The following is a 24,792-nucleotide window of genomic DNA, read 5'->3' on the forward strand; positions in this document are numbered from 1 at the left end:
CTATTCATCGAGCGAATAGTGTGCGTCAAGAGTCAGAGCAGTTTGTCCAACGTGATCGGTAGGTCCCGGATCCGGGTGCCGGTGGCGTGGTGCACCGCGTTGGCGATCGCCGGCGCGATGCTGACGATGCCGATCTCGCCGAGCCCCTTGCTGCCGGTCGGGTTGAACGTGTCCGGCGTGCCGACGAAGGTGACGTCGATGTCGGGCACGTCGGCGTTGACCGGCACCAGGTAGTCGCCGAAGGTGCCGTTGGCGACCCGGCCGCTGTTCGGGTCGTACGCCGCCTCCTCCAACAGCGCCATCCCGATGCCCATCACCGCGCCGCCGATCGCCTGGCTGCGGGCCGTCTTCTCGTTGAAGACCCGGCCGCCGTCGATCACCGAGACCAGCCGGCGCATCCGCACCAGGCCGAGCTCCTCGTCGACACCGACCTCGGCGAAGGCCGCGGCGAACGCGCCGGCCGGTGCCACGTCGGACCCGCTCACGGCGGCCGGCAGGTCGGAGTGCCCGGTGGCCGACAGCTCGTCGAGGCCGTGCCGGTCGAGCAGCGACGCGAACGACTCGCCGGGCCGGCCGTCCAGCCGGGCCAGGCGGGCGTTGAGCTCGTTGGCGGCGTCCTGCACCGCGGCGCCCAGCGCGCCCGCGAGCCCCGAGCCGCCGGACTGCGGCGCCGGTGGCAGGTCGGTGTCGCCGATCTCCACCCGGACCCGGTCGACCTCCAGACCCAGCAGCTCCGCGGTGATCTGGGCGGCGATCGTGTAGGTACCCGTGCCGATGTCGGTCGCACCGGTCCGCACGGTCGCGTGGCCGCGCCGGTCGACGACGAGCCGCACCGTGCACGGCTGGGCGTAGAACTCGAAGGTCGCCGCGGCCATGCCCTGGCCGACCAGCCAGTCGCCGTCGTGCGTCGAGCGCGGCGAGGGGTCGCGGCCGGCCCAGCCGAAGCGTTCGGCGCCGACCCGCAGGCAGTCCCGCAGCGCCTTGCTGGACCACGGCTTGCCGGACGCCGGGTTCACTTCGGCGTAGTTGCGCAGCCGCAGCTCCACCGGGTCGATCCCCAGCCGGCCGGCCAGCTCGTCGAGCGCGGACTCCAGCGCGAAATGCTCCTCCACGGAGCCTGGCGCCCGCATGAACCCGGTGTACGGGATGTTCAGGTGCGCCCGCCGCTCGTGGGTCGCGACGTTGTCACAGGCGTACGCCACGGGCGTACCGGCGACGATCGGCGACGGCAGCGAGTCACCTACACCGTTGGCGGCGATGGCGTCGTGGTCGATCGCGACCAGGTGACCGTCGCGGTCGGCGCCCAATCGCATGCGCTGCCGGCTGGCGGCCCGGTGGCCGGTCGAGTCGAACATCTGCGGCCGGCTGAGCACGAGCTTGACCGGGCGGTCCAGCACCCGCGCGGCCAGCGTGGTCAGCACCGTGTGGCTCCACAGCCGCAGGCCGGCGCCGAAACCGCCGCCGAGGAAGGGGATCAGCACGCGAACGTCCTGCTCCGGCACCCCGAACATGGCGGCCAGCGCCGTGCGCACCATCGACGGGAACTGGGTGGTGTCGTGCACCACCAGCCGGCCGCCCTGCCAGCTCGCCACGGTCGTGAACAGGCCCATCGGGCTGTTGGTCTCCGCGCCGATCGTGTAGGTCGCGTCAAGGGTGACGTCGGCCGCCGCCAGCGCCGCCGGCACGTCGCCGCGGCTGCTCTCCATCCCGAACGGGTTCTGCTCGACCTCGGCCCGCGGGTCGTCGATGTCGAGCACCGGCGGCTCGGCCGCGTAGCCGATCTCGACCAGCCGGGCGGCGGCCACCGCCTGGGCCCGGGTGTTGGCCACGACGATGCCGATGTGCTGCCCGTAGTGCAGGATCCGGTCGTCGCGCAGTGGCCGGCGCATGGTCGAGCCGAGCGCGGACGGCGGCGGGTCGGCCAGCGGCGGCGCGTTGTCGAAGGTGAGCACCGTAAGCACGCCCGGCGCCGCCTCGGCCGCGGTGCGGTCGATCCGGGCGATCCGGCCGGCCGCGACCGTCGAGGAGATCAGCGCCGCGTGCGCCTGGCCCGGCAGGTCGAAGTCCGACGGGTACGGCGCCGCGCCCGCCACCTTGCGCCGCCCGTCGATCCGGTCGATCGGCTGCCCGATGATGTTCTGCTTGTCCAGCGTGGCCGTCACGACGTCACCGTCCGAAGGATCCGCACGATCGTGCGCTTGGCCAGCTCGACCTTGAACGCGGTGCCCGGCACCGTGAACGGGTCGCGGATGGCGGCCTCGGCCGCGGCGCGGTACGTCCGCTCGTTGGCCGGGGCGCCGACGAGCACCCGTTCCGCCTCCCAGGCGCGCCACGGCACCGTGCCGACCCCGCCCAGCCCGAGCCGGGCCGCGGTGATGGTGCCGTCCTCGACCCGCACGGCGGCCCCGGCCGAGGTGGTGGCGAACTCGTAGGACTGGCGGTCCCGCACCTTGATGTAGGCCGACCGCGTGCCGGCCGGCAGCAGCGGCACCTCGACGTGGGTGACCAGCTCGCCGTGGCGCAGCACGTTCTCGAGGTCGGGCCGGTCGCCCGGGGTGCGGTAGAACTCCGTCAGCGGCACCCGCCGCGTGCCCTCGGCGTCGAGCAGGTGGACCTCGGCGTCCATGGCGACCAGCGGCACGCACAGGTCCGAGGCGTGCAGCGCGATGCAGGACGGCCCGGCGCCGAGGATCGCGTGCATCCGGGCGACGCCCTCGATCGCGGCGCAGCCGGAGCCGGGCTCACGCTTGTTGCAGACGTGCACGTCCGGGTCGCGGAAATAGCGGCAGCGGGTGCGCTGCAACAGGTTGCCGCCGATCGTGGCCATGTTGCGCAGCTGGGTCGAGGCGCCGAGCAGCAGCGCCTCACGGACGAACGGCAGCCGGGTCCGCACGGTCGGATCGGCGGCCAGCTCCTCCATCGTGGTCAGTGCGGCGACCCGCAGGCGGTCACCGTCGCGGGTGATGCCGCGCAACGGCAACCGTCCGATGTCGACGAACCGGCTCGGGTGCACGACGCGGTCCTTGAGCGCGAGATCCAGCTCGGTGGTCCCGCCGGCCAGGAACGCGGCGTCCGGGTCCTCGGCCACCAGGGCCACGGCGCTGTCGGTGTCGACCGGGCGGACGTACTCGATGTCTGTCATGACCCCGCCACCTCGCGGATGGCGGCGACGATGTTCGGGTACGCCGCGCACCGGCAGAGGTTGCCGCTCATGTACTCGCGGATCTCGTCATCGGTGGTGGCCCGCCCCTCGTCGACCAGCGAGACCGCGGACATCACCTGGCCGGCGGTGCAGTAGCCGCACTGCAGCGCGTCGTGCCGGACGAACGCCTCCTGCATCGGGTGCGGCACGCCGTCCTCGGCCAGGCCCTCGATCGTGGTGATCTCGCTGCCGTCGCACTGGGCCGCGAGCGTGAGGCAGCTGACGATCCGCTTGCCGTCGCGCAGCACCGTGCAGGCGCCGCAGGCACCCTGGTCGCACCCCTTCTTGGTGCCGGTCAGGTGCAGCTCGTCGCGCAACGCGTCGAGCAGGGTGGTGGTGCTGTCGAGCCGGGCGGGATACGTGCGCCCGTTGACCCGCAGTTCGACGGTGACCTCGGTCGAGCGGGCGGTGGTTGCCGAAGACATGCAGACTCCTCGTGCCGGCGGCCGCTTTCGGGCGACGCTACCGGCGCGCCCGAACGCGGGTGGCGCTTCGGGAACCTTTGCGCGGTGGGCAATCGGGCGTCGGCCACACTGGCACCGTGGACGACACGATCTGGGCTCTGGTGCCCGCCGCGACCCGGTGGCTCGACGCCGCCAACGGGACGGACGACGCCGAGCTGAGCTGCCGGATGCTGAAGGTGACCGAGGAGGCCGGCGAGGTGGCGAGCGCCTGGATCGGGATGCGGGGGCAGAACCCGCGCAAGGGCGTCACGCACACCCGGGAGGACGTCGCCGCGGAGCTGGCCGACGTCGTGATCACCGCGCTCGTGGCGATCGAGAGTCTGGGGCTGGACGCCCGGGAGACCCTGGAGGCCACGGCGAGGAGGGTCCACGCCCGGATCGGCTAGAGCAGGCCCGCCTCGCGCATCAGCCGGGACAGGCCCGCGCCGTCGGGGGCCCAGAGCCAGCGTTGCGCGCCGGTGTCCCGGGACCGTGGGCTGTTGTCGTGGATGGGCAGCGCGCCGGCCAGCACGGCCTGGGCGGGGGAGAGGCGGCGGATGGCGACCGCGGCCACGTTGTCGGGGTGGCTCTGGGTGAACTCCGCGTAGATCTCCGGGTCGTGCTGGCCGTCGTCGCCGATCAGCAGCCACTTGATGTCGGGGAACTCGCTCGCCAGGCGGCGCAGGGTGGCCTTCTTGTGCTCCATGCCGCTGCGGAACCAGCGGTCCTTCTGCGGACCCCAGTCGGTGAGCAGCAGCGGACCAGCCGGGTAGAGGTGCCGCGACAGGAACCGGGTCAGGGTGGGCGCGACGTTCCAGGCGCCGGTCGACAGATAGAGGACCGGGGCGCCCGGGTGGGCCGTGGCCAGCCGCTCGTAGAGGACCGCCATGCCGGGCACAGCGGCGCGGGCGTGCTCGTCGAGCACGAACGTGTTCCACGCCGCCAGCAGCGGCCGAGGCAGCGCGGTGACCATCACCGTGTCGTCGATGTCGGAGACGATCCCCAACCGCACGGACGGGTCGACGATGCGCACCGGCGCGTCGGCGGGCTCGGCCCCCCGCGTGCGGATCCGCACGGTCTGCCAACCGGGCGGCAGATCGGCCTCGATGCGGGCGTCGACGAAGCCGCCGCGGTCGGTGCGCAGGACGCACCGCTGGCCGCCGGCCTCGATCTCGACCTCGGCGTCGTTGACGGCGACCGTCGCGAAGCTGCGCCAGCCCCGCACGATCTTCGACTTCTTCGTGGGCGGCGCGGTCTCCGTCGCCTCAGGGCCTGGCGGCGGCGCCTCGCCCTCACCCGGGCGGCTGAGCAGCACCCGACCCATCACCCGGACCCAGCCCGGTCCGCCGTAGCCGGTGTAGGGGAGGACCGTCGCCCGCCAGCCGCGGCGGCGCATGCGGCGTTCGATCATGCCGCGGAGGGCGTCCTCGGCGCGGGCGGCCCGGTGCATCCGGGGCGGCGCGACTCGAGCGGGAGGCGTCAGCGACACGCCACCACCCTGCCATAACCAGCGCGAACCGGCTCGGTTGCGGTGGATCTTGACGCGTCGTTATAGATCATGACCGGAATTCCGGACAGGCGTCATCGGACACACCACGAGCAAAGGTTTTCTGGAGAATGCAGTGATCAAGAACATACGCGAGGGATAGTTGATATATGGCGGGCGCGGCGGTGAGGCGGCCCGACGGCGATTCATGCCGGCGGATGGCGTCCGCGCGCCCCTCAGAGCTTCGCTCGTCCCTCGTCGAAGAACTCGGCGATCGCCGTCGGCCCCGGCAGCTCCACCATCGACCGTGCCGCGCCGAACGGGGCGTTCCAGAACTCGCCCTGGCGGGGAGTCCACGGGCCGACATAGGCATAGGGCTCGTTGTGCCAGGCGTCGCCGGGGGAGATCCCGTAGTTGACCTCGTTCTCCGTGACCGACACGTCGAAGTGCTCGGGCCAGAGCACCGGCGTCTGGTCCGGGAAGAGCCGCCGCAGGGCCGCGTCGCCGGTGGTGAACCAGGCGCCCAGATAGGCCGCGATCTCGGGCTCGACGACGAGCGCCTCGTCCTCGCGTACGCCAGAATGGTCGTCGTAGATGTCGGGCACGCCGGCGTCGACGTCCAGCGCCGCAGCCAACCCGGCCGGCGTGTTGCCGGGCAGCGCCAATCGTTGCCCGCCGGCGATCAGCTCGGCGCCCTCCACCCGCACCTCGGGCTCCTTGACGGTGGCGAAGCCGCCCGGCACCACGCGCAGCCGGATCGTGCCGCTGCGGCGATATTGCGGGCCCGCCAGCAGCAGCTCTGCCACACCGTGCCAGGCACGTCGGGTCTCCGCGAGACGGCGTCCGGTCACCCCGCAAGGCTACCGGCGACGTCCCGTCGTCCGGACCCAATGCACCACAACCCGCCGCAGTGAACCCCGGAGGTGCCAATGCAAGTCCCCGCACCGTTCACCTATGAACGGGCGACGAGTGTCGAGCACGCGATCGAGCTGCTCGGCCGGCTGGGCCCCGAGGCCCGGGTCGTCGCCGGTGGCCACAGCCTGATCCCGATGATGAAGCTTCGGCTGGCCCGGCCCGACGCGCTGGTCGACATCAACGGCCTGGGCGCCGAGCTGGCCCAGATCCGCGTCGACGGGCAGGAGCTCGTCGTCGGCGCCCTGGCCCGGCACGCCGACCTGCTGGACTCGGCCGTGGCCGGCGAGCATTTCCCGATCTTCCACGACGCCGAGAAGGTGATCGCCGACCCGGTGGTGCGCAACTTCGGCACCGTCGGCGGCTCGCTCTGCCAGGCCGACCCGGCGGAGGACCTGGCCGCCGTGTTCGCCGCGCTCGACGCCGTCGCGGTGCTGCGCGGCCCGGCCGGCACCCGCCAGGTGCGGGTGCGCGAGCTGCACGTCGGTCCCTACGAGACGGTGCTCGCCCCCGACGAGCTGATGCTCGAGCTGCGGGTGCCGATCCGGCCCGGCGGCGGCAGCGCCTACGACAAGGTCGAGCGCCGGGTCGGCGACTACCCGGTGGCCGCGGCCGGCGCGGCGATCTGGCTCGACGGCGACACCGTGCGCGAGGTCGGCATCGGCCTGACCGCGGTCGGCGCGGCGCACTTCGCGGCGCCCGAGGCCGAGGCGGCGCTGCGCGGCCAGCCGGCCACGGAGGAGTCGTTCGCGGCGGCCGGCCGGCTCGCGGCGGAGCACTGCAACCCGAGCGCCGACCAGCGCGGTCCCGTCGACTACAAGCGACACCTCGCCGCCGAGCTGACCACCCGCGCGCTGCGCCGGGCGGCCGCCCGCGCCCGAGGCCAGGAGGCATGAGCATGCAGGTCACGATCAACCTCAACGGCACGGCGGAGACGCACGAGATCGAGCCGCGGCTGCTGCTCGTGCACTTCATCCGCGAGCAGGCCGGGCTGCGCGGCACCCACTGGGGCTGCGACACGTCCAACTGCGGCACCTGCGTCGTCTGGCTCGACGGCAAGCCGGTCAAGTCCTGCACGGTGCTGGCCGCGATGGCCGACGGGCGCGAGGTGCGCACGGTCGAAGGGCTCGAGCGGGGCGGCCAGCTCGACCCGGTGCAGCAGGGCTTCATGGAGTGCCACGGCCTGCAGTGCGGGTTCTGCACGCCCGGCATGCTGATGACCGCGCGGGCGCTGCTCGACCGCAACCCCGACCCGACCGACCACGAGATCCGGGAGGCCATCTCGGGTCAGCTCTGCCGGTGCACGGGCTACGAGAACATCGTGCGCTCGGTCCGCTGGGCCGCCGAGGCGGAAGCCGGCGGCCCGGTCACCGAGAGCGAGACCCCCGCGGAGGCGACAGCATGACGACGGTGGAAGAGCGGCCGCACACCGGATTCGGCCGCACGCTGCGCAAGGAAGACGTCCGGCTGGTGCGCGGCAAGGGCAACTACGTCGACGACGTGCGGCTGCCGGGCATGCTGCACGGCGCCCTGCTGCGCAGCCCGTACGCCCATGCCAAGATCTTGTCGATCGACACCAGCGCGGCCGAGGCGCACCCGAAGGTCAAGGCGGTGATCACCGGCGAGACGCTCAAGGGCCTCGGGCTGGCCTGGATGCCGACTTTGTCCTACGACGTGCAGGCCGTGCTGGCCACCGACAAGGTCCGCTACCAGGGCCAGGAAGTGGCCTTCGTGATCGCCGAGGACCACTACGCGGCGCGCGACGCGGTCGAGCTGATCGAGGTCGACTACGAGCCTCTGCCCGTGGTCGCCGACGCCAAGAAGGCGCTCGACCCGGACGCGCCGGTGATCCGCGACGACAAGGAGGACCAGACCACCAACCACATCTTCGACTGGGAGAGCGGCGACAAAGCGGCGACCGACGCGGTCTTCGCCAACGCCGAGGTGGTCGTCGAGCAGGACATCCTCTACCCGCGGTCGCACCCGGCCCCGCTGGAGACCTGCGGCTCGGTCGCCGACATGGACCCGGTGACCGGCAAGCTGACGCTCTACACCACGAGCCAGGCGCCACACGCCCACCGCACGGTGTACGCGCTGGTCGCGGGCCTGCCCGAGCACAAGATCCGGGTGATCGCGCCGGACATCGGCGGCGGCTTCGGCAACAAGGTCGGCATCTACCCGGGCTACGTGATGTCGATCGTCGGCTCGATCGTCACCGGCAAGCCCGTCAAGTGGGTCGAGGACCGCGCCGAGCACCTGATGAGCACGGCGTTCGCCCGCGACTACCACATGCGTGGCGAGATCGCGGCGACCAAGGACGGCAAGATCCTCGGCCTGCGGGTCAAGGTGCTGGCCGACCACGGCGCGTTCAACGCGACCGCCCAGCCGACCAAGTTCCCGGCCGGCTTCTTCCACGTGTTCACCGGCTCCTACGACATCGAGGCGGCCCACTGCACCGTCACCGGCGTCTACACCAACAAGGCGCCCGGCGGCGTGGCCTACGCCTGCTCGTTCCGCATCACGGAGGCCGTCTACCTGGTCGAGCGGATGGTCGACGTGCTCGCCTACGAGCTCAAGGCGGACCCGGCCGAGCTGCGGATGAAGAACCTGCTGCAGCCCGACCAGTTCCCCTACACGACCAAGACCGGCTGGGAGTACGACTCCGGCGACTACCCCAAGGCCCTCCAGCTCGCGATGGACATGGCCGGCTACGACGCGCTGCGCCGGGAGCAGGCCGAGAAGCGCGAGCGCGGCGAGCTGATGGGCATCGGCGTCGCGTTCTTCACCGAGGCGGTCGGCGCGGGCCCGCGCAAGCACATGGACATCCTCGGGCTGGGCATGGCCGACGGCGCCGAGCTGCGCATCCACCCGACCGGCAAGGCGGTGCTGCGGATCTCGGTGAAGACCCAGGGCCAGGGCCACGAGACGACGTTCGCCCAGATCGTGGGCAACGAGCTCGGGCTGCCCACCGCCGACATCGAGGTGGTGCACGGCGACACCGACCAGACGCCGTTCGGCCTGGGCACCTACGGGTCCCGCTCGACGCCGGTGTCCGGCGCCGCGACGGCGCTGGTGGCCCGCAAGATCCGCGAGAAGGCGAAGATCGTCGCCTCCGCCATGCTCGAGGTGTCGCCCGACGACCTCGAGTGGGCGGGCAACCGGTGGCAGGTCAAGGGTGACCCGGAGCAGGGGAAGACGATCCAGGAGATCGCGCTGGCCGCGCACTCGAGCCTGGAGTTGCCCGAGGGCGTCGAGGGGCACCTCGACGCGACCACCGTCTACAACCCGCCGAACCTGACCTACCCGTTCGGCGCGTACATCTGCGTCGTCGACGTCGACAAGGGCACCGGGGCGGTCAAGGTGCGGCGGTTCATCGCGGTCGACGACTGCGGTGTGCGGATCAACCCGATGATCGTCGAGGGGCAGGTGCACGGCGGCCTGGCCGACGGCGTGGGCATGGCGCTGATGCAGGTCATGGCGTTCGACCCCGAGGGCAACCACCTCGGGGCGTCCTTCATGGACTACCTGCTGCCGACCTCGCTGGAGTGCCCGTCCTGGGAGCTCGGCGAGACCGTGACCCCGTCGCCGCACCACCCCATCGGGGCCAAGGGCGTCGGCGAGTCCGCCACCGTCGGCTCGCCGTGCGCGGTGGTCAACGCGGTCCTGGACGCGATCAAGCCCTTCGGCGTCCGCCACGCCGACATGCCGCTCACCCCGGCCGCGGTGTGGGGCGCCATGAACGGCCGGCCGATCCGGACGGACCTCGCGATCCCGTGACGTCCACGACGGAGCTGAGGGCGAACGAGCTGCGCGCCGCGCGCAGCCCGTTCGTCCTCGCGGTCGTGGTCCGCGCCGAACGGCCCACGTCGGCGAAGCCGGGCGATCGCGCGATCATCCACCCCGACGGCACGATCGAGGGTTTCGTCGGCGGCTCGTGCGCCGAGTCGACCGTGCGGATCCAGGCGATGCGGCAGCTCGTGGCCGGCGAGTCGACGCTGCTGCGGATCACGCCGGGCGGCGGTCCCGGGCCGGCGGCGCCCGGGCTCGTGGTGGCCGACAACAGCTGCCTGTCCGGCGGCACCATCGACGTCTTCCTGGAGGTGGTCGTGCCGGCGCCGCTGGTGCAGGTCTACGGCGACACCCCGATCGCGCGAGCGCTGGTCACGGTCGGCGAGGCGGCCGGCTACGAGGTGCGGCTCGCCCCGGCGCCCGGCCCCGTCGCGGCCGACGCGCTGGCCGTGGTGGTGGCCTCGCACGGGCACGACGAGACCGGCGTGCTGACGTCGGCGGTGGCGGCCGGCGTGCCCTACGTCGCGCTGGTGGCGTCGCCCAAGCGGGGCGCGGCGGTGCTGGCCGAGACGGGCGTGCCGGCCGGGCGGGTCAAGACGCCGGCGGGGCTCGACCTCGGCGCGCGTACGCCCGGTGACGTGGCCATCTCGATCCTGGCCGAGGTGGTGGCGGCGCGCACGACGGCCAAGCCGGCGCCGGCGCCCCGGACGCCGGCCGTGCTGCAGATCGGCGTCGGCGTGCCGGCGGCGCCCGAGATCGCCATCGACCCGATCTGCGACATGGAGGTGGTCGTGGAGCCCGGCGCGCTGTCCTATGAGCACAATGGACGGACGTGGTACTTCTGCGCGCCCGGCTGCCGCAAGGCGTTCGCCGCCGACCCCGCCCGGTGGGGCGGATGAGCGGCGACCTGCCCGCCGACGTCGGAGGGCTCACGGCGGCCCTGGACCGCACGGGCTACCTCGCCGACGAGCCCCTCGCCACGGCCCTGTTCCTGGCCACCGCGATGCCGGCGCCGATCCTGCTCGAGGGCGAGCCCGGCGTCGGCAAGACCGAGGCGGCCAAGGCGCTGGCCACGGCGCTCGACACGCCACTGGTCCGGCTGCAGTGCTACGAGGGGCTGACCGTCTCCGAGGCGCTCTACGAGTGGAACTACCCGCGGCAGTTGCTGGCGATCCGGCTGGCCGAGGCGTCCGGCTCCGCGGTGGCCTCGGCCGACCTGTTCACGCCCGAGTTCCTGCTGCGCCGGCCGCTGCTCACGGCGCTCGAACACCCGGGGCCGCGCCCGGCGGTGCTGCTGCTCGACGAGGTCGACCGGGCCGACGACGAGTTCGAGGCGTTCCTGCTGGAGCTGCTGGCCGAGGCGACGGTGACGATCCCGGAGCTGGGCACCCGCCGCGCGGTGTTGCCGCCGGTCGTGGTGCTGACCTCCAACCGCACCCGTGACCTGCACGACGCGCTCAAGCGCCGCTGCCTCTACCACTGGATCCCCTACCCGGCCGCCGACCGGGTCGCCGCGATCGTCCGCCGCCGGGTCGCCGGGATCGGGGACCCGCTGGCCGATCAGGTCGCCGCGGCGGTGCACAAGCTGCGCGGGCTCGACCTCTACAAGCCGCCCGGGGTGGCCGAGGCGGTCGACTGGGCCACCGCCCTGCGGGTGCTCGGCATCGGGGCGCTCACTCCCGCGGCCGTCGCCCAGACCCTGTCCGCGGTCGTGAAATACGACGAGGACCTGGCCACCGTACGCGGCAGCGGGCTCTTCGATGACTGAGCCGGCCGATCTCGCGGCGGTCGCGGCCCGGTTCGGCGCGGTGCTGCACGACTCCGGCGTCGCGGTCGGTCCGGACCGCAGCGAGCGGTTCGCCCGCGCCGTGCTGCTCACCCGGCCGGAAACGACGCGGGCGCTCTACTGGTGTGCGGCCGTCACGCTGCTCGCCGACCCGGCCGACCGGCCCGCCTTCGACCGTGCCTTCGACCTCGTGTTCGGTGGGCTCGTCGACGACGCCTCGACCCGGGGCGGTCCGCCGTCGCCGGGCCCCTCCGGGGTGCCGCCCCGGTCGGGACGGGCGGGCGGCGGGCAACCCGGGGTCGGCGACCGGCCGCCCGGCGCGCCTCCTTCGGCGCCCGGGACGCGCAGCCCGTACCCCGTGATCGCGACGGCGTCCGAACGACTCGGCGGGCGCGACTTCGCGAAGCTCTCGCCCGACGAGCTGCTCGCCCTGGCCGTCGCCATGCGGCGGCTCAAGCTGGCCAGCCCGCCGCGGCGGACCCGGCGCACGCAGGTCGGGCGGCGGGGACCGGCGGTCGACCTGCGGGCCACGCTGCGGGCCGCCCGGCGGACCGGCGGCCACCCCGTGCGCCTGCGCCGGCGCCGGCCGCGGGTCAAGCCGCGCCGGCTCGTCGTGCTCTGTGACATCTCCGGCTCGATGGCGCCGTACGCGCGTGCGCTGCTGCAGCTGGTCTACTGCGCGGCCGGCGGCGAGCGGGCCGAGGTGTTCACGTTCGCGACCCGGCTCACCCGGCTGACGCACGTGCTGCGCCGGGTGTCGCCCGCGGTGGCGCTCGACCGGGCCGGGCGGGCCGCGCCGGACTGGTCGGGTGGCACCCGGATCGGCGCGGCGCTGCGCACCTTCCTCGACGAGCACGGCGCGCGCGGGATGGCCCGCGGCGCCGTCGTGCTGATCCTCAGCGACGGGTGGGACACCGGTCCGCCCGAGGTGCTGGGGGAGCAGATGGCGCGGCTGTCGCGCCTGGCGCACCGGGTGGTCTGGGCCAACCCGCGCACGCAGAGCGCGGAGTTCCGGCCACTGACGGCGGGCATGGCCGCCGCGTGGCCGCACTGCGACGCGGTGGTGAGCGCGCACCGGCTGGACGCGCTCGACGACCTGTTGGTGGCGTTGGCCGACCCGGGACGCCGCCGGCGACCCGCTGGCGGCGGCGGGCCGGACCGACCATAGTGATACCTGGGGGCGATGATCGTGCGTGACGTGCTCGCTGACCTCTCGCGCTGGTGGCGCGAAGGTCGACCAGTGGGGATGGCCACGGTGGTTGGCACCTGGAAGAGTGCCCCGCGGCCACCCGGCGCCACCATGCTCGTCGGGCCCGACCAGACCGCGGTCGGCAGCGTCTCCGGCGGCTGCGTCGAGGCGGCCGTCTACGAGCTGGGCCTGGCCGCGATCGAGTCCGGCGCGCCGCAGCTCGTGCGCTACGGCGTCAGCGACGATGACGCGTTCTCGGTCGGCCTGACCTGCGGCGGGATCATCGACATCTTCGTGGAGCGGGTCGACCCCGCGTCGTTCCCGCAGCTCGGTGAGGTGGCGGCGGCGATCGAGGCGGAGTCCCCGGTGGCGGTCGCGACGGTCATCCGCGACCCGGCCGACCGGGTGGGCCGGCGGGTTCTCGTCTGGCCCGACCGGGTGGACGGGTCGCTGGGCTCGGCCCACTTCGACGCGGCGTTGGTCGAGGACGTGCGCGGGATGCTGGCCTCGGGGCTGACCGGCCCGCTGCACTACGGCAGCGACGGTGAGCGGCTCGGCGACGAGGTGACCGTGTTCGTCGCGTCCTACGCGCCGCCGCCGCGGATGCTCGTCTTCGGCGCGATCGACTTCGCCTCGGCGCTGGCCCGACAGGGCGCGTTCCTCGGCTACCGGGTGACGGTCTGCGACGCCCGGCCGGTGTTCGCCACCAGCCGCCGCTTCCCGGGCGTGGAGGTGGTCGTCGACTGGCCGCACCGCTACCTGACGGGCGAGATCGAGGCGGGGCGGGTCGACGGGCGCACGGTGGTCTGCGTGCTCACCCACGACCCCAAGTTCGACCTGCCGGTGCTGCGGATCGCCCTCGACCGGGAGTTCGCCTACGTGGGCGCCATGGGCTCCCGGCGTACGCACGACGACCGGGTCGCCGGGCTGATCGAGGCCGGCGTGACCGAGGCGCAGCTCAAGAAGCTGCACTCGCCGATCGGGCTGGCGCTGGGCGCGCGTACGCCCGAGGAGACCGCGGTGAGCATCACCGCCGAGATCATCGCCGACCGCTGGGGCGGTGGCGGGCAGAAGCTGTCCACACTGGACGGCAGCATCCACGAGAACCTCGACCGACGCTGACTGGGAGACCTGGCAATGGAGCTGGAACACGAGTTCACCGTCGCGGCGCCCGTCGAGCGCGCCTGGGACGTCCTGCTGGACCTGGACACCATCGTGCCGTGCATGCCCGGCGCGGCGCTGACCGGTCGCGACGGCGACACCTTTGACGGCACCGTCAAGGTCAAGCTCGGGCCGGTCTCGATGACGTTCGCGGGCAAGGGCACGTTCGTCGAGCGTGACGAGGCCAATCGTCGGGTGGTGGTCGAGGCCGCCGGCCGGGACTCCCGCGGCGGCGGCACGGCCAAGGCGACCGTGCGCGCGACGCTGAGCCCGTCGGCCGACCCGTCGTCGACGGACGTGAAGGTGCACACCGACCTCGCGGTGACGGGGCGCATCGCCCAGTTCGGCCGCGGCATGATCGCCGACGTGAGCGGGCGGTTGCTCGGCCAGTTCACCGACTGCCTGCAGGGCAAGCTGGCCGGCGGCGGCCAGGCGGTTCCCGCCGCGCACACCGCGACCTCGGCCGGCGCGGCGGCGTCGACGGGCGGCGCGGCGGCGGCGGGGTCCGCGGCGGCCGGCCCACCGGCGGGGTCGCCGGCCTCGGGCGGCGCCACTGTGGACAATGGCGCGCCGGGGCAGCCCGCGGCGAACGGGCGCGCGGAGGCGTTCCACGGCACCACGCCCGCGGAACGGGCCTTCCCGGGCCAGCTCGACGCGGAGGAGAAGGCGGCGTTCAGCGAGTCGCCGTCGTTCGGCCAGACCGAGGTGGAGCCGGTCGACCTGCTCGCCATCACCGGGGCGGACGCGGCCGTGAAGCGCATCCTGCCGTATGCCGTGGCGCTGGTCGCGGGCGTCGTGATCGGCGCGGCCTTCTTCGGGCGTCGCCGCCGCGGCTAGGCCCGTCGCCGCGGCTAGGCCCGCCGCTGCGACTACGCCGTGGTCAGGGAGCGGTCGCGGGAGCCGCGCAGGACGGCGGCGGCCAGCTCCGGGAGGCGGTCCGGCGGCACGAGCTCGGCCAGCTTGGCCGGGCTGCTGGGCAGGCGGACCGCCTTCGCGGCGGCGGTGACGCGGGCGTCCAGGTAGGGATGGACGTCGGGCCAGACCGCCTGGGCCTCGCGGAGGTAGATGTCGGCGCCGGTCGGGCCGATGCCCGGGAACTCGGTCAGCGACGTGCGCAGCGCCGCCCGGTCGCCGGCCGCCGCCTTGTGCATGCGGCGCAGGTCGCCGCCCCAGCGATCGAGCGCCAGCTGGGCACCCTCCTCCAGTTGGCGGACGGCCGGCCCGCCGTAGCGGATGTAGTGCGCCGCCGCCAGCGCGTGCCAGCGGGTGTGCACGTCGGCCGCCACCATCGCCCGCGGCGAGGTGAGGCCCGCCTTGAACAGCTCCCGGGCGGCGGCCACCGCGATGCTCGCGGAGATCCGGGTGCTGAGCAGCTTGACCAGCACCAACAGCTGGTAGAGCGGCTGCGGCCGGTCGGCGAGCCGGATGCCCGCCTGGTGCGCGTAGGTCTCGCCGTACCGGTCGAGGAGCCGGTCGACCCGATCGTTCTCGGTCATGCGTCCCGGGTTTCCATCTGACGGCGGCTAAACCGGGCTGGGCTTGTCGACCCAGCCCGGTGCGCTGTCAGCCCGCGGTGCACGACCTGATCTGCGGTCGGGCGCTCGAGTTGCCGTTCATCATCGTGGTGAAGCCGAACGTGTTGCCGCTGCCGTTGGAGCGCATCGTCATCACCTGGCCGCTGCCGTCCCAGCTGGGGGAGCCGCTCCAGGTCGTCGAGATCCGCTGCGGGGCGGTGATCGCGACGACGACCGACCAGGTGCTGGCGCCGCTCACCGTGACGCTGGTGTTGTAGCGGTCGCCCCAGACCGTGCCCGGCGTGATCGAAGCGGTGCAGGAGCCGGCCGGCGGCGGTGTGGTCGGGTTGCCGGTGTCCGGCGGCGTGGTGGGCGTGGTGCCGTTGTTGAGGGCGGTGAGCACCGCGTTGTACGCGGCCTTCTTGTTGCCGCCGCCGTCGAACAGCAGCGGGCTCTCACCAGAGCGCCACGAGTCGGAGTCGCGGATCCCCCAGACCGTGATTCCCTTGCAGCGCGCCACCGCGAGACAGTCGTTGACGACGTTGCGGTACGCGTCGGAGGGCGCGTTGCGGATGTCCAGTTCGGTGATGTGCACGTCGACGCCGAGCGCGGCGAAGCTGGACAGCGTCGTGCGGTAGTTGCTCGGGTAGTTGGAGCCGCCGGTGAAGTGCGACTGCAGGCCCACGCAGTCGATCGGCACGCCGCGGCTCCTGAAGTCCTGCACCATCCGATAGACGGCCTGCGTCTTGGCGTCGTTCCAGTTGTCGATGTTGTAGTCGTTGTAGCAGAGCTGCGCGTTGGGGTCGGCGGCGTCCGCGGCCCGGAAGGCGGCCTCGATCCAGTCGTTGCCGGTGCGCTGGAGGTTGGAGTCCCGGCGGGCACCGCTGCTGCCGTCCGCGTACGCCTCGTTGACGACGTCCCACCACGTGACCTGACCGCGGAAGTGGGTGGCGACCTGGGTGACGTGGTTGAGCATCGCCTGGCGCAGGGTGCTGCCGGACAGGCTCTGCATCCAGCCGGGCTGCTGCGAGTGCCAGGCCAGCGTGTGGCCGCGTACCTTCATGCCCCGGCTCGTCGCGTGCTGCACGATCCGGTCGGCGCTGCCGTAGGAGAACTGCCCCCGTTGCGGCTCGGTCGCGTCGATCTTCATCTCGTTCTCGGGCGTGACCTGGTTGAACTCCCTGTTCAGGATGGTCGTGTACGCCGAGTCGGACAGCTTGTTGGCCGCCACCGCGGTGCCGAAGTAGCGGCCGCCGCGCTCGGCCGCCGAAGCGCCGAGGGTGGTCGCCGCGCTGGCGCTGCCGGCGAAGAACATCGCGCCGGCGGCGGCCGTCACCGCGACGACCGAGACGACGACGGTGGTGCGTAGTCGCATCTGGTTGGTCCTCCCACTCATCGATTCAGGTGGATCGGAGTATTGCGACGATGTTTCGAGCCGGTCAATAAGTTTCGGAAACTTCCGGTCCGCTGTTCCGGAAGCGATGAGTTCGCGATGCCGGCGCGGTACATACCTCGACCACCCTTGAAGGAGGAAGATCGAGATGATGTGGAAAGAGCCGCTCGACCGGGTGTACGCGGACTGGGCGCTGGCCGCCTACGCCAACGCGCCGGCGGCCGCGTGACCGACGTCGTCGAGGCGTACCGGCCCGAGCTTCTGGTGCACTGCTACCGGATGCTCGGGTCGGTGGACGACGCCGAGGACGGGGTGCAGGAGACGATGCTGCGGGCCTGGCGGGCGCGGGACGACTACGACCCGGCCCGGGCGTCGCGGCGCACCTGGCTCTACCGGATCGCCACGAACGCCTGCCTGACCGCGCTGGCCGGCCGGTCGCGCCGGCCGCTCCCGTCGGGCCTCGGCGGGCCACCGAGCGACGACCCGGACGCGCCGCTCACTCCCGCGTGGGATGTGCCCTGGCTGCAGCCGTTCCCGGACTCGCGGCTGCCCGAGGAGACCGTGCTCCGCCGTGGCAGCCTGCGGTTGGCCCTGGTCGCCGCGCTGCAGGTGCTGCCGCCGAAACAGCGCGCGGTGCTGGTGCTGCGCGAGGCCCTGGACTTCCCGGCGGCCGAGGTGGCGGCGATGCTCGACACCACCGTGCCGGCGGTCGACAGCGCGCTCCAACGCGCCCGCGCGGCCGTCGCGGCGGTGACCGAGGCGGAGGTGACCGAGCCCGCCGACGCGGCCGTGCGCTCCACGGTGGACCGTTATGTGCGCGCCTTCGAGATCGGCGACGTCAAGGGCCTCGTCCGCCTGCTCACCGACGACGTGGTCATGGAGCTGCCGCCGGTCCCGCTCTGGTACCGCGGCGGCGCCTCCTACGCGGCCTTCATGCGCCGGGTGTACGCGATGCGCGGCGAGATCTGGCGCGTCGTGCGGCTGGAAGCCAACACCCAACCGGCGTTCGCCGCGTACGCCCGTGCCCCGGAGGGCGATTTCGCCCTGCACACGCTGCAGGTCCTCACCGTGTCGGACGACCGTGTCGCGCACAACGTGGTCTTCCAGGACCCCGCGGTCTTCGCCGACTTCGCGCTGCCACCCCGCCTGCCCGCGCCGGCCTAGCATGAGCGGGTGCGGCTCGTGGTTCCTGCCGACGCCGCAGCCGAACACCGCGCTGTGGCGGGTCGCGAACACCACCGACCGGGCCCGACCGAATCGCGGGCGCGCCTCGCGGTGTTGCGCCGCGAGGGGCCTTCTTCGCGCGCCTTCGCGGTAAGGCGACGCTTCACCCCGGACGGCGCCCCGCTCCGCCGCCGCTGAGTGCCGCGCCGTGGACGGCTCGGCCGCCTCGCCGTTCAGGCCGCGTCCGGGTCGCCGCCCGGCGCCGGGCTCCCTAGTGTTGCGTGCCCGCTTTGCTCTGCAGCCAAATACGCAACACCGCCGATCGAAGGTGTTGCGTATTTGGCTGCAGAGCAAAGCGGCGTCGCAGCCTTCGGCCGTGCTCCAGCTGCGTTTGCTCTGCGCCCAGCCACGCGCCGCTGGTCAGCGTGGGTGGCGCGGGGATGGGTGCGGAGCAGGGCGGTCAGGTCGTGCCGGGTGCGGGGTCGATGCCGCGGTTGGTTCTGGCGCCTGCCGATTCCGGCGAAGGCCGGGCCTCCGCTTCCGTCCCGCCGCCCTCGGCGGCCGGTGAGCCACCGTCCGACGGCGGCGGGCCGTCGGTGGGTGGGGCGCCGGACGGGAGCGGCGCGTGGGCCTGGATCAGGAAGAAGATCAGGACCGCGCCCGCGGCGAAGATGCCCGCGGAGACCAGGAAGGCGATCTTGTAGCCGGCCACCGGTGCCTCGGCTGCGGCGGCCGGGCCGAAGTGGGTCGCCGCGTAGCTGGCCGTCACGCTCGTGGCGATCGTGCTCAGCAGCGCCGTGCCGATCGAGCCGCCGACCTGCTGCATGGTGTTGACCAGGGCCGACGCCACGCCGGCGTCGTCGCGGTCCACGCGTTCCGTCGCCGTGTTGATCGCCGGCGCGAAGATCAGGCCGAAGCCGAAGCCCAGCAGTGGCAGGGCCGGCAGGATGTGCGCCCAGTAGTTCGACGTCGAGTCGATGAAATAGAGGTAGACCATGCCGCCCGCGGCCAGGGCCATGCCGGTCGTGATCAGGATGCGGGACCCGAGGATCGGCTGCAGCTTCACGTTGGCCAGCGTCGAGCCGATCAGCACGAAGGCGATCATCGGCAGGAACGCGACGCCGGTCAGCACCGGGCTGTAGCCCTTGGTGAGCTGCAGGTAGAACGTCAGGAACAGGAACACCCCGAAGATCGCGATCGCGGCGAGACCGACGGAGAGGTACGCGCCACCGCGGCTGCGATCGAGCACGATGCGCAGTGGCAGCAGCGGCGCCCGCGACCGGCGTTCGACCTGCACGAACGAGACCAGCAGCACCACCGCGGCGATCAGGCTGCCGATCGTGACCGGATCGCCCCAGCCGTCGGAGGCCGCGCGGGCGAAGCCGTACACCACCAGGAAGAGACCGACCACCGCGCAGAAGGTGCCGATCCAGTCGATCTTCGGTTTGGTGGCCGGGCGCTGGTTGCGCAGGTAGTACTGGCCGCCGACCCAGGCGATGCCCGCGAAGATCAGGTTGACGAAGAAGCACCAGCGCCAGGACACGTACTCGGTCAGCACCCCGCCGAGCAGCAGCCCGACCGCGCCACCGCCGCCGGCGACCGCGCCGTACACACCGAATGCCCGGCCCCGTTCGGCGGGTGACTGGAACGAGTTCGCGATCGTGGACAGCGCCGCCGGGGCCAGCAGCGCGCCGAACGCGCCCTGTGCGGCCCGCGCGATCACCAGCACGGTGAAGTCGGTGGCGGCCCCACCGGCCGCGGACGCCGCCGCGAAGCCGATCAGGCCGATGATGAACATCCGTTTTCGCCCGAAGAAGTCGCCGAGCCGGCCGCCGAGCAGCAGGAGGGACCCGAAGGCGAGGGCGTACGCGGTCACCACCCACTGCCGGTCGCTGTCCGGGAACCGGAGCGCGTCCTGGGCGGCGGGGAGGGCGATGTTGACGATCGTGGCGTCGAGAACGACCATGAGCTGGGCGATCGAAACGATCACCAGGATGGTCCAGCGATGCTTGTGCTCGAACTCGCGGTCGGCGTCGTACCGCTGCGCCGTTGCGGTTTGTGTGGTCATATGTCTTCCTCGGCCGATAAGACCGGAAAAATCACTCTTTAGCGTGGCTCACATCCACGGTATGACGTGATCCGACCACGGCCAGCTACTACGCCGAGTTGATTGTGTGTGCTGGCTCTCCGTCGCGTGAGGCCGCTGCGACAGGGTTTACCGACCGTGGCGGCTGGCAACTCTTCTCCCCACATCGATGGGACCCCCGGAGGAGAAGCGCCATGGGCAAGTTGGCATACAAGCCGGTGGGCATCCTGCTCGGCGTCGCGGCCGGTTCGATCGCCGGCGCGGTGTTCAAGCAGGTCTGGAAAAGGGTGGCGGGCGACGACGACGCCCCCAACGCCACCGACGAGGACCGCGGCTGGGGCGAGATCCTCGCCGCGGCGGCCCTCCAGGGCGCGATCTTCGCCCTGGTCAAGGCGGCCGTCGACCGCGGTGGCGCGGTGAGCGTCAAGCGCGTCACCGGGCGCTGGCCGGCGTAACGGTTTGGGTCCCTGAGTCTGCGAGCTCAGGGACCCGCTGGCCGCGAGTCCGTACGATGGTGTCCGCCATGTCGACGCTCGCGCCCGGCCTTCGCCTGCACGACCGGTTCCTGCTGGTCGCGCGGATCGGCGTGGGCGGCATGGCCGAGGTGTGGCGGGCCGACGACACCGTGCTCGGCCGCCCCGTCGCCGTCAAGGTGCTCGACCCGTCGGTCGGCAGCGACACCACGATCCGCCTCGCCACCCACCGCGAGGCGCGCGCCGCCGCGGGCCTGACCCACCCCCACATCACCCGGGTGTACGACTACGGCGAGGCCGCCCTTCCCGCCGGCGGCCTGGCGCCCTATCTGGTGATGGAACTGGTCGAGGGCGCCGACCTCGCCGAGCGGCTGGCCGCCGGCCCGCTGGCGTGGCCCGAGGCCGCGCTGATCGCAAGCCAGGTGGCCGCGGGCCTGTCCGCCGCCCACGCCGCCGGGATCGTCCACTGCGACATCAAGCCCGGCAACGTCATGCTCACCGCCGGCGGCGTCAAGATCCTGGACTTCGGCATCGCCGGCCTGGCCGGCAGCCCGGAGAGCGGCGTCCGCTACGGCACGGTCGGCTACCTGGCGCCCGAGCGGCTGGCCGGTGCCGAGCCGACGCCCGCGGCCGACGTCTACAGCGTCGGGGTGCTGCTCGCCGAGGCCCTGCTCGGCCGGCGCCCCGAATCGTCGCGCGGCGTGGCCCAGTTCCCGGTCCTGCCCGGGGTGCCGACGACCCTCACCCGCGCCGGCGCCGCGTGCCTGGCCGCCGACCCGACCGCCCGCCCGTCGGCCGCGGCCCTGGCCGAAGCGCTCGCCGACCTGGCCGCCAGCTCCTGGCGCCAGCCCACCAGCGGCGCGGGGGCGGCCGGCATGCCGGTCAGCGGCGGTGGCGCCTTCGCGGGCTCGCCGACCAGCGGTGCCGGGGCGGCGGCGCAGCTGCCCGCGAACGGGTCGCGACCAGCGACGTCGGGCCGCGCCGTGGTGCCGGCGCCGACGAGCCTGATCCGCGGGCGCGCGGCCGAGCTCGAACCCGTCCGCGAGGCGGGCCCGACGCGCAACCCGATGCGGGCGGTCGCCGTCGGCGGGATCGCCGCGGCCGTCGTCGTGGTCGCCGTCGTGCTGGCCATCGTGGCCAACCCGGGCGGCGACGGCACACCCGGCGGCCAGGTCGCCCAGGCCGGCGCCAGCCCGCAACAGCCCGCGGGCGGCCCGGTGGCCGCCCCGAGCACAAAGGCCCCGGAGCCGACCCCGACCGACGACGCCGGCGCCATGGCCGCCTTCGAGGCCGCCCTGGCCGAGGCGGTCGACGAGGGAAAGATCGACGAGAAGGCCGCCGAGCGCATCTCGGACCGCCTAGACGACCTCCGCGACGCCATCGCCCGCGGTGGCGACGTCGGCCGGGAGGCCCGCGACCTGCGCAGCGAGCTACTGCGCGACCGCAACAAGGAACACGTCGACGAACTGGTCCGCCGCCAGCTCGTCCGCCTCCTGATCCCCTTCACCAGCGCCGACGACGACAACGACCGCTGACGCCCCGCGCGGGCCGGAGGTCCGGCGACTAGAGCAGGCCCGCCTTGCGGAGCGCGTCCGCCATGGCGCTGTTGACCGGGGCCGGCGTCGACGGGCGGCCGCCACCCTGGCGTCCGCCGCCGCGCTGGCCGCCCTGGCTGCCGCCACCTTGCCGACCACCGCCGCCCTGGCCGCCACCGCCGCCCTGGCCGCCGCCACCACGCTGGCCACCGTCGCGGCCGCCCTGACCGCCACCACCGCGCTGACCACCGCCACCGCCGGAACCCCGCTGGCCACCGCCGCCACCGCCGCGGCCCTCCGGGCGGCCGCCCTGGCGCTGCTGACCAGGCTGCCGCCCGCCGCCCTCACCACGACCGCCACCGCGCGGCGCGCCGGTCCCCGGCCCCTCGTCCAACCGCAGCGTCAACGAGATGCGCTTGCGCGGTACGTCGACGTCGAGCACGCGTACCTTCACCACGTCCCCGGGCTTGACCACTTCACGCGGGTCCTTGACGAACGTCTTCGACATCGCCGACACGTGCACGAGCCCGTCCTGGTGCACCCCGACGTCGACGAACGCCCCGAACGCCGCCACGTTCGTGACGACGCCCTCCAGCACCATGCCCGACGTCAGGTCGCCGATCTTCTCGACGCCGTCCGCGAAGCGGGCGGTCTTGAACGCCGGCCGCGGGTCGCGCCCGGGCTTCTCGAGCTCGCGCAGGATGTCGGTGACCGTCGGCACGCCGAACACCGCGTCGGCGAAGTCGCCGGGGCGCAGGCCGCGCAGCAGCGGCCCGTTGCCGATCAGCGCCGGGAGCTCCGCGCCGACCGACGAGAGGATCCGCCGGACCACCGGGTACGCCTCCGGGTGCACCGACGACCCGTCCAGCGGGTCGTCGCCACCCGCGATCCGCAGGAAGCCGGCACACTGCTCGAACGCCTTGGGCCCGAGCCGCGCCACCTCCTTGAGGGCGGACCGGTTGCGGAACGGCCCGTTGACCTCCCGGTGCGCCACGATGTTGGCGGCCAGGGACTCGCCGATGCCGGAGACCCGCGACAGCAGTGGCGCGGAGGCCAGGTTGACGTCGACGCCGACGCCGTTGACGCAGTCCTCGACCACCGCGTCGAGCGAGCGGGACAGCTTCACCTCGGAGAGGTCGTGCTGATACTGCCCGACCCCGATCGACTTCGGGTCGATCTTCACCAGCTCGGCCAGCGGGTCCTGCAGCCGGCGGGCGATCGACACGGCCCCGCGCAGCGAGACGTCCATGCCGGGCAGCTCCGCGGCGGCGTACGCGGACGCCGAGTAGACCGACGCACCCGCCTCCGACACCATCACCTTGGTCAGGCCCAGCTCGGGCCGCGCCGCGATCAGCTCGCCGGCCAGCTTGTCGGTCTCCCGCGACGCCGTGCCGTTGCCGATCGCGACCAGCTCGACCTTGTGCTCTGCCGCCAGCCGGCCCAGGGTGGCCAGCGCCGCGTCCCACTTGTTGGCCGGCACGTGCGGATAGATCGTGTCGGTCGCCACCACCTTGCCGGTCGCGTCGACCACGGCCACCTTCACGCCGGTACGGAAGCCGGGGTCGAGGCCCATCGTCGCGCGCGTGCCGGCGGGGGCGGCGAGCAGCAGGTCACGCAGGTTGGCCGCGAACACCCGCACCGCCTCGTCCTCGGCCGCCTGGAACAGCCGCATCCGCAGCGACATGTCGAGGTGCACGACGATCCGCGTGCGCCAGGCCCACCGCACCGTGTCGAGCAGCCAGCGGTCACCGGGGCGCCCCTGGTCAGAAAGCCCGAAGTGCCCCGCGATCCGCTGCTCGTACAACACCGGTCCGGTGGCCAGCGTCCCGGCCGCGACCGCGTCCGCCTCCTCGGCGTCGGGCTCCAGGATGAGGTCGAGCACCTCCTCCTTCTCGCCGCGGAACAGCGCGAGGATCCGGTGTGACGGCAGCGAGGTCAGCGACTCCGCGAAGTCGAAGTAGTCGCTGAACTTGGCGCCCGCCTCTTCCTTGCCCTCCTTGACCTTGGCCCGCATCCGGCCGCGTTCCCAGACCTGCTCGCGCAGCCCGCCGATCAGGTCGGCGTCCTCGGCGAACCGCTCGACCAGGATCGCCCGGGCGCCGTCGAGCGCGGCGGCCGCGTCGGCCACCCCCTTCTCGGCGTCGACGAAGCCGGCGGCAGCGGCCGCGGGGTCCTGCGACGGGTCACCGAACAGCAGGTCGGCCAGCGGCTCCAGGCCGGCCTCGCGGGCGATCTGCGCCTTGGTCCGCCGCTTCGGCTTGAACGGCAGGTAGATGTCCTCCAGCCGGGCCTTCGAGTCGGCGGCGTGGATCTGCGCCTCGAGCTCGGCGTCGAGCTTGCCCTGCGACCGGATCGACTCCAGGATCGCGGCCCGCCGCTCGTCGAGCTCGCGCAGGTAGCGCAGCCGCTCCTCGAGCGTACGCAGCTGCGTGTCGTCGAGACCGCCGGTGGCCTCCTTGCGGTACCGGGCGACGAACGGCACCGTCGCCCCACCGTCGAGCAGGTCGACGGCCGCGCTGACCTGCGTTTCGCGTACCCCCAACTCGCCGGCGATGCGGGCTGGGACGGACGGCGCTGGCGCCTGGATCTGGTCGGTCACGTCCGGCATTCTGCCGGACCGGTTCGTTTCCCGTGGCCAGTGGGTAGAAGCCACACCGAG

21 protein-coding genes are annotated in these 24,792 nt (G+C 73.2%); 12 read left to right on the plus strand and 9 right to left on the minus strand.

Annotated elements, in window-relative coordinates; genetic code table 11:
* Window positions 1-32: 32 nt before the first annotated feature.
* From O7635_RS20260 to O7635_RS20270, 3 genes are read right to left on the minus strand one after another with little or no spacing between them, the layout of a single operon-like run.
* Window positions 33-2,162: a xanthine dehydrogenase family protein molybdopterin-binding subunit gene (locus tag O7635_RS20260; RefSeq protein WP_278082016.1), complete on the minus strand. Its 2,130-nt coding sequence runs from the start codon at window positions 2,160-2,162 to the stop codon at window positions 33-35.
* Window positions 2,159-3,142 (minus strand): xanthine dehydrogenase family protein subunit M, encoded by a 984-nt coding sequence (locus O7635_RS20265; RefSeq protein ID WP_278082017.1) that lies wholly within the window; start codon window positions 3,140-3,142, stop codon window positions 2,159-2,161. Before O7635_RS20265 ends, O7635_RS20260 begins: the two co-directional genes overlap by 4 nt.
* Window positions 3,139-3,627, minus strand: a complete 489-nt coding sequence (locus O7635_RS20270; RefSeq protein WP_278082018.1) for a (2Fe-2S)-binding protein — start codon at window positions 3,625-3,627, stop codon at window positions 3,139-3,141. Before O7635_RS20270 ends, O7635_RS20265 begins: the two co-directional genes overlap by 4 nt.
* Window positions 3,628-3,743: 116 nt before the next feature.
* Here O7635_RS20270 and O7635_RS20275 point away from each other — a divergent pair, with 116 nt between their 5' ends.
* Window positions 3,744-4,052, plus strand: a complete 309-nt coding sequence (locus O7635_RS20275; RefSeq protein ID WP_278082019.1) for a MazG-like family protein — start codon at window positions 3,744-3,746, stop codon at window positions 4,050-4,052.
* Here the strand turns inward: O7635_RS20275 and O7635_RS20280 are convergent.
* Both O7635_RS20280 and O7635_RS20285 read right to left on the minus strand, forming a co-directional pair.
* Window positions 4,049-5,095, minus strand: coding sequence for a phosphatase domain-containing protein (locus O7635_RS20280; protein ID WP_278085535.1), 1,047 nt, complete (start codon window positions 5,093-5,095; stop codon window positions 4,049-4,051). The genes O7635_RS20275 and O7635_RS20280 overlap by 4 nt on opposite strands.
* Before the next feature lie 272 nt (window positions 5,096-5,367).
* On the minus strand, window positions 5,368-5,982 hold the full coding sequence (locus O7635_RS20285; RefSeq protein ID WP_278082020.1) for a hypothetical protein: 615 nt from the start codon (window positions 5,980-5,982) through the stop codon (window positions 5,368-5,370).
* Between the two features lie 78 nt (window positions 5,983-6,060).
* On the opposite strand from O7635_RS20285, the gene O7635_RS20290 reads away from it, so the two are divergent.
* From O7635_RS20290 to O7635_RS20325, 8 genes are read left to right on the plus strand one after another with little or no spacing between them, the layout of a single operon-like run.
* Window positions 6,061-6,939: a xanthine dehydrogenase family protein subunit M gene (locus O7635_RS20290; protein ID WP_278082021.1), complete on the plus strand. Its 879-nt coding sequence runs from the start codon at window positions 6,061-6,063 to the stop codon at window positions 6,937-6,939.
* A 2-nt stretch (window positions 6,940-6,941) separates the two neighbouring features.
* On the plus strand, window positions 6,942-7,448 hold the full coding sequence (locus tag O7635_RS20295; protein ID WP_347405338.1) for a (2Fe-2S)-binding protein: 507 nt from the start codon (window positions 6,942-6,944) through the stop codon (window positions 7,446-7,448).
* Window positions 7,445-9,820: an aerobic carbon-monoxide dehydrogenase large subunit gene (locus tag O7635_RS20300; RefSeq protein ID WP_278082023.1), complete on the plus strand. Its 2,376-nt coding sequence runs from the start codon at window positions 7,445-7,447 to the stop codon at window positions 9,818-9,820. The genes O7635_RS20295 and O7635_RS20300 overlap by 4 nt, the downstream gene beginning before the upstream one ends.
* Window positions 9,817-10,731, plus strand: a complete 915-nt coding sequence (locus tag O7635_RS20305; protein ID WP_278082024.1) for an XdhC family protein — start codon at window positions 9,817-9,819, stop codon at window positions 10,729-10,731. The genes O7635_RS20300 and O7635_RS20305 overlap by 4 nt, the downstream gene beginning before the upstream one ends.
* The gene (locus tag O7635_RS20310) at window positions 10,728-11,600 is read left to right on the plus strand and encodes a MoxR family ATPase (RefSeq protein WP_278082025.1); all 873 of its coding nucleotides are present in this window, start codon (window positions 10,728-10,730) and stop codon (window positions 11,598-11,600) included. Before O7635_RS20305 ends, O7635_RS20310 begins: the two co-directional genes overlap by 4 nt.
* Window positions 11,593-12,786, plus strand: coding sequence for a VWA domain-containing protein (locus tag O7635_RS20315; protein WP_278082026.1), 1,194 nt, complete (start codon window positions 11,593-11,595; stop codon window positions 12,784-12,786). Before O7635_RS20310 ends, O7635_RS20315 begins: the two co-directional genes overlap by 8 nt.
* Before the next feature lie 15 nt (window positions 12,787-12,801).
* Window positions 12,802-13,929 (plus strand): XdhC family protein, encoded by a 1,128-nt coding sequence (locus O7635_RS20320; protein WP_347405295.1) that lies wholly within the window; start codon window positions 12,802-12,804, stop codon window positions 13,927-13,929.
* 15 nt (window positions 13,930-13,944) lie between these two features.
* Complete coding sequence (locus tag O7635_RS20325) at window positions 13,945-14,805, plus strand: SRPBCC family protein (RefSeq protein ID WP_278082027.1); 861 nt, start codon at window positions 13,945-13,947, stop codon at window positions 14,803-14,805.
* 32 nt (window positions 14,806-14,837) lie between these two features.
* Here O7635_RS20325 and O7635_RS20330 read toward each other — a convergent pair whose 3' ends face one another.
* Window positions 14,838-15,464 (minus strand): hypothetical protein, encoded by a 627-nt coding sequence (locus tag O7635_RS20330; RefSeq protein ID WP_278082028.1) that lies wholly within the window; start codon window positions 15,462-15,464, stop codon window positions 14,838-14,840.
* 67 nt (window positions 15,465-15,531) lie between these two features.
* Entirely contained in the window at window positions 15,532-16,857 is a 1,326-nt protein-coding gene (locus O7635_RS20335; protein ID WP_278082029.1) for an endo-1,4-beta-xylanase, read from the minus strand.
* 243 nt (window positions 16,858-17,100) lie between these two features.
* Here O7635_RS20335 and O7635_RS20340 point away from each other — a divergent pair, with 243 nt between their 5' ends.
* Window positions 17,101-18,039, plus strand: a complete 939-nt coding sequence (locus O7635_RS20340) for an RNA polymerase subunit sigma-70 (RefSeq protein WP_278082030.1) — start codon at window positions 17,101-17,103, stop codon at window positions 18,037-18,039.
* Between the two features lie 460 nt (window positions 18,040-18,499).
* Here O7635_RS20340 and O7635_RS20345 read toward each other — a convergent pair whose 3' ends face one another.
* Window positions 18,500-20,107, minus strand: a complete 1,608-nt coding sequence (locus tag O7635_RS20345; protein ID WP_278082031.1) for a DHA2 family efflux MFS transporter permease subunit — start codon at window positions 20,105-20,107, stop codon at window positions 18,500-18,502.
* Window positions 20,108-20,319: 212 nt separating this feature from the next.
* Here O7635_RS20345 and O7635_RS20350 point away from each other — a divergent pair, with 212 nt between their 5' ends.
* The gene (locus tag O7635_RS20350) at window positions 20,320-20,580 is read left to right on the plus strand and encodes a DUF4235 domain-containing protein (RefSeq protein ID WP_278082032.1); all 261 of its coding nucleotides are present in this window, start codon (window positions 20,320-20,322) and stop codon (window positions 20,578-20,580) included.
* 68 nt (window positions 20,581-20,648) lie between these two features.
* On the plus strand, window positions 20,649-22,133 hold the full coding sequence (locus O7635_RS20355) for a serine/threonine-protein kinase (protein WP_278082033.1): 1,485 nt from the start codon (window positions 20,649-20,651) through the stop codon (window positions 22,131-22,133).
* 28 nt (window positions 22,134-22,161) lie between these two features.
* Here the strand turns inward: O7635_RS20355 and O7635_RS20360 are convergent, their stop codons facing one another.
* Window positions 22,162-24,732 (minus strand): Tex family protein, encoded by a 2,571-nt coding sequence (locus tag O7635_RS20360; protein ID WP_278082034.1) that lies wholly within the window; start codon window positions 24,730-24,732, stop codon window positions 22,162-22,164.
* Window positions 24,733-24,792: the final 60 nt, after the last annotated feature.

The sequence above is a fragment of the Asanoa sp. WMMD1127 genome (assembly GCF_029626225.1).
Classification (GTDB): domain Bacteria; phylum Actinomycetota; class Actinomycetes; order Mycobacteriales; family Micromonosporaceae; genus Asanoa.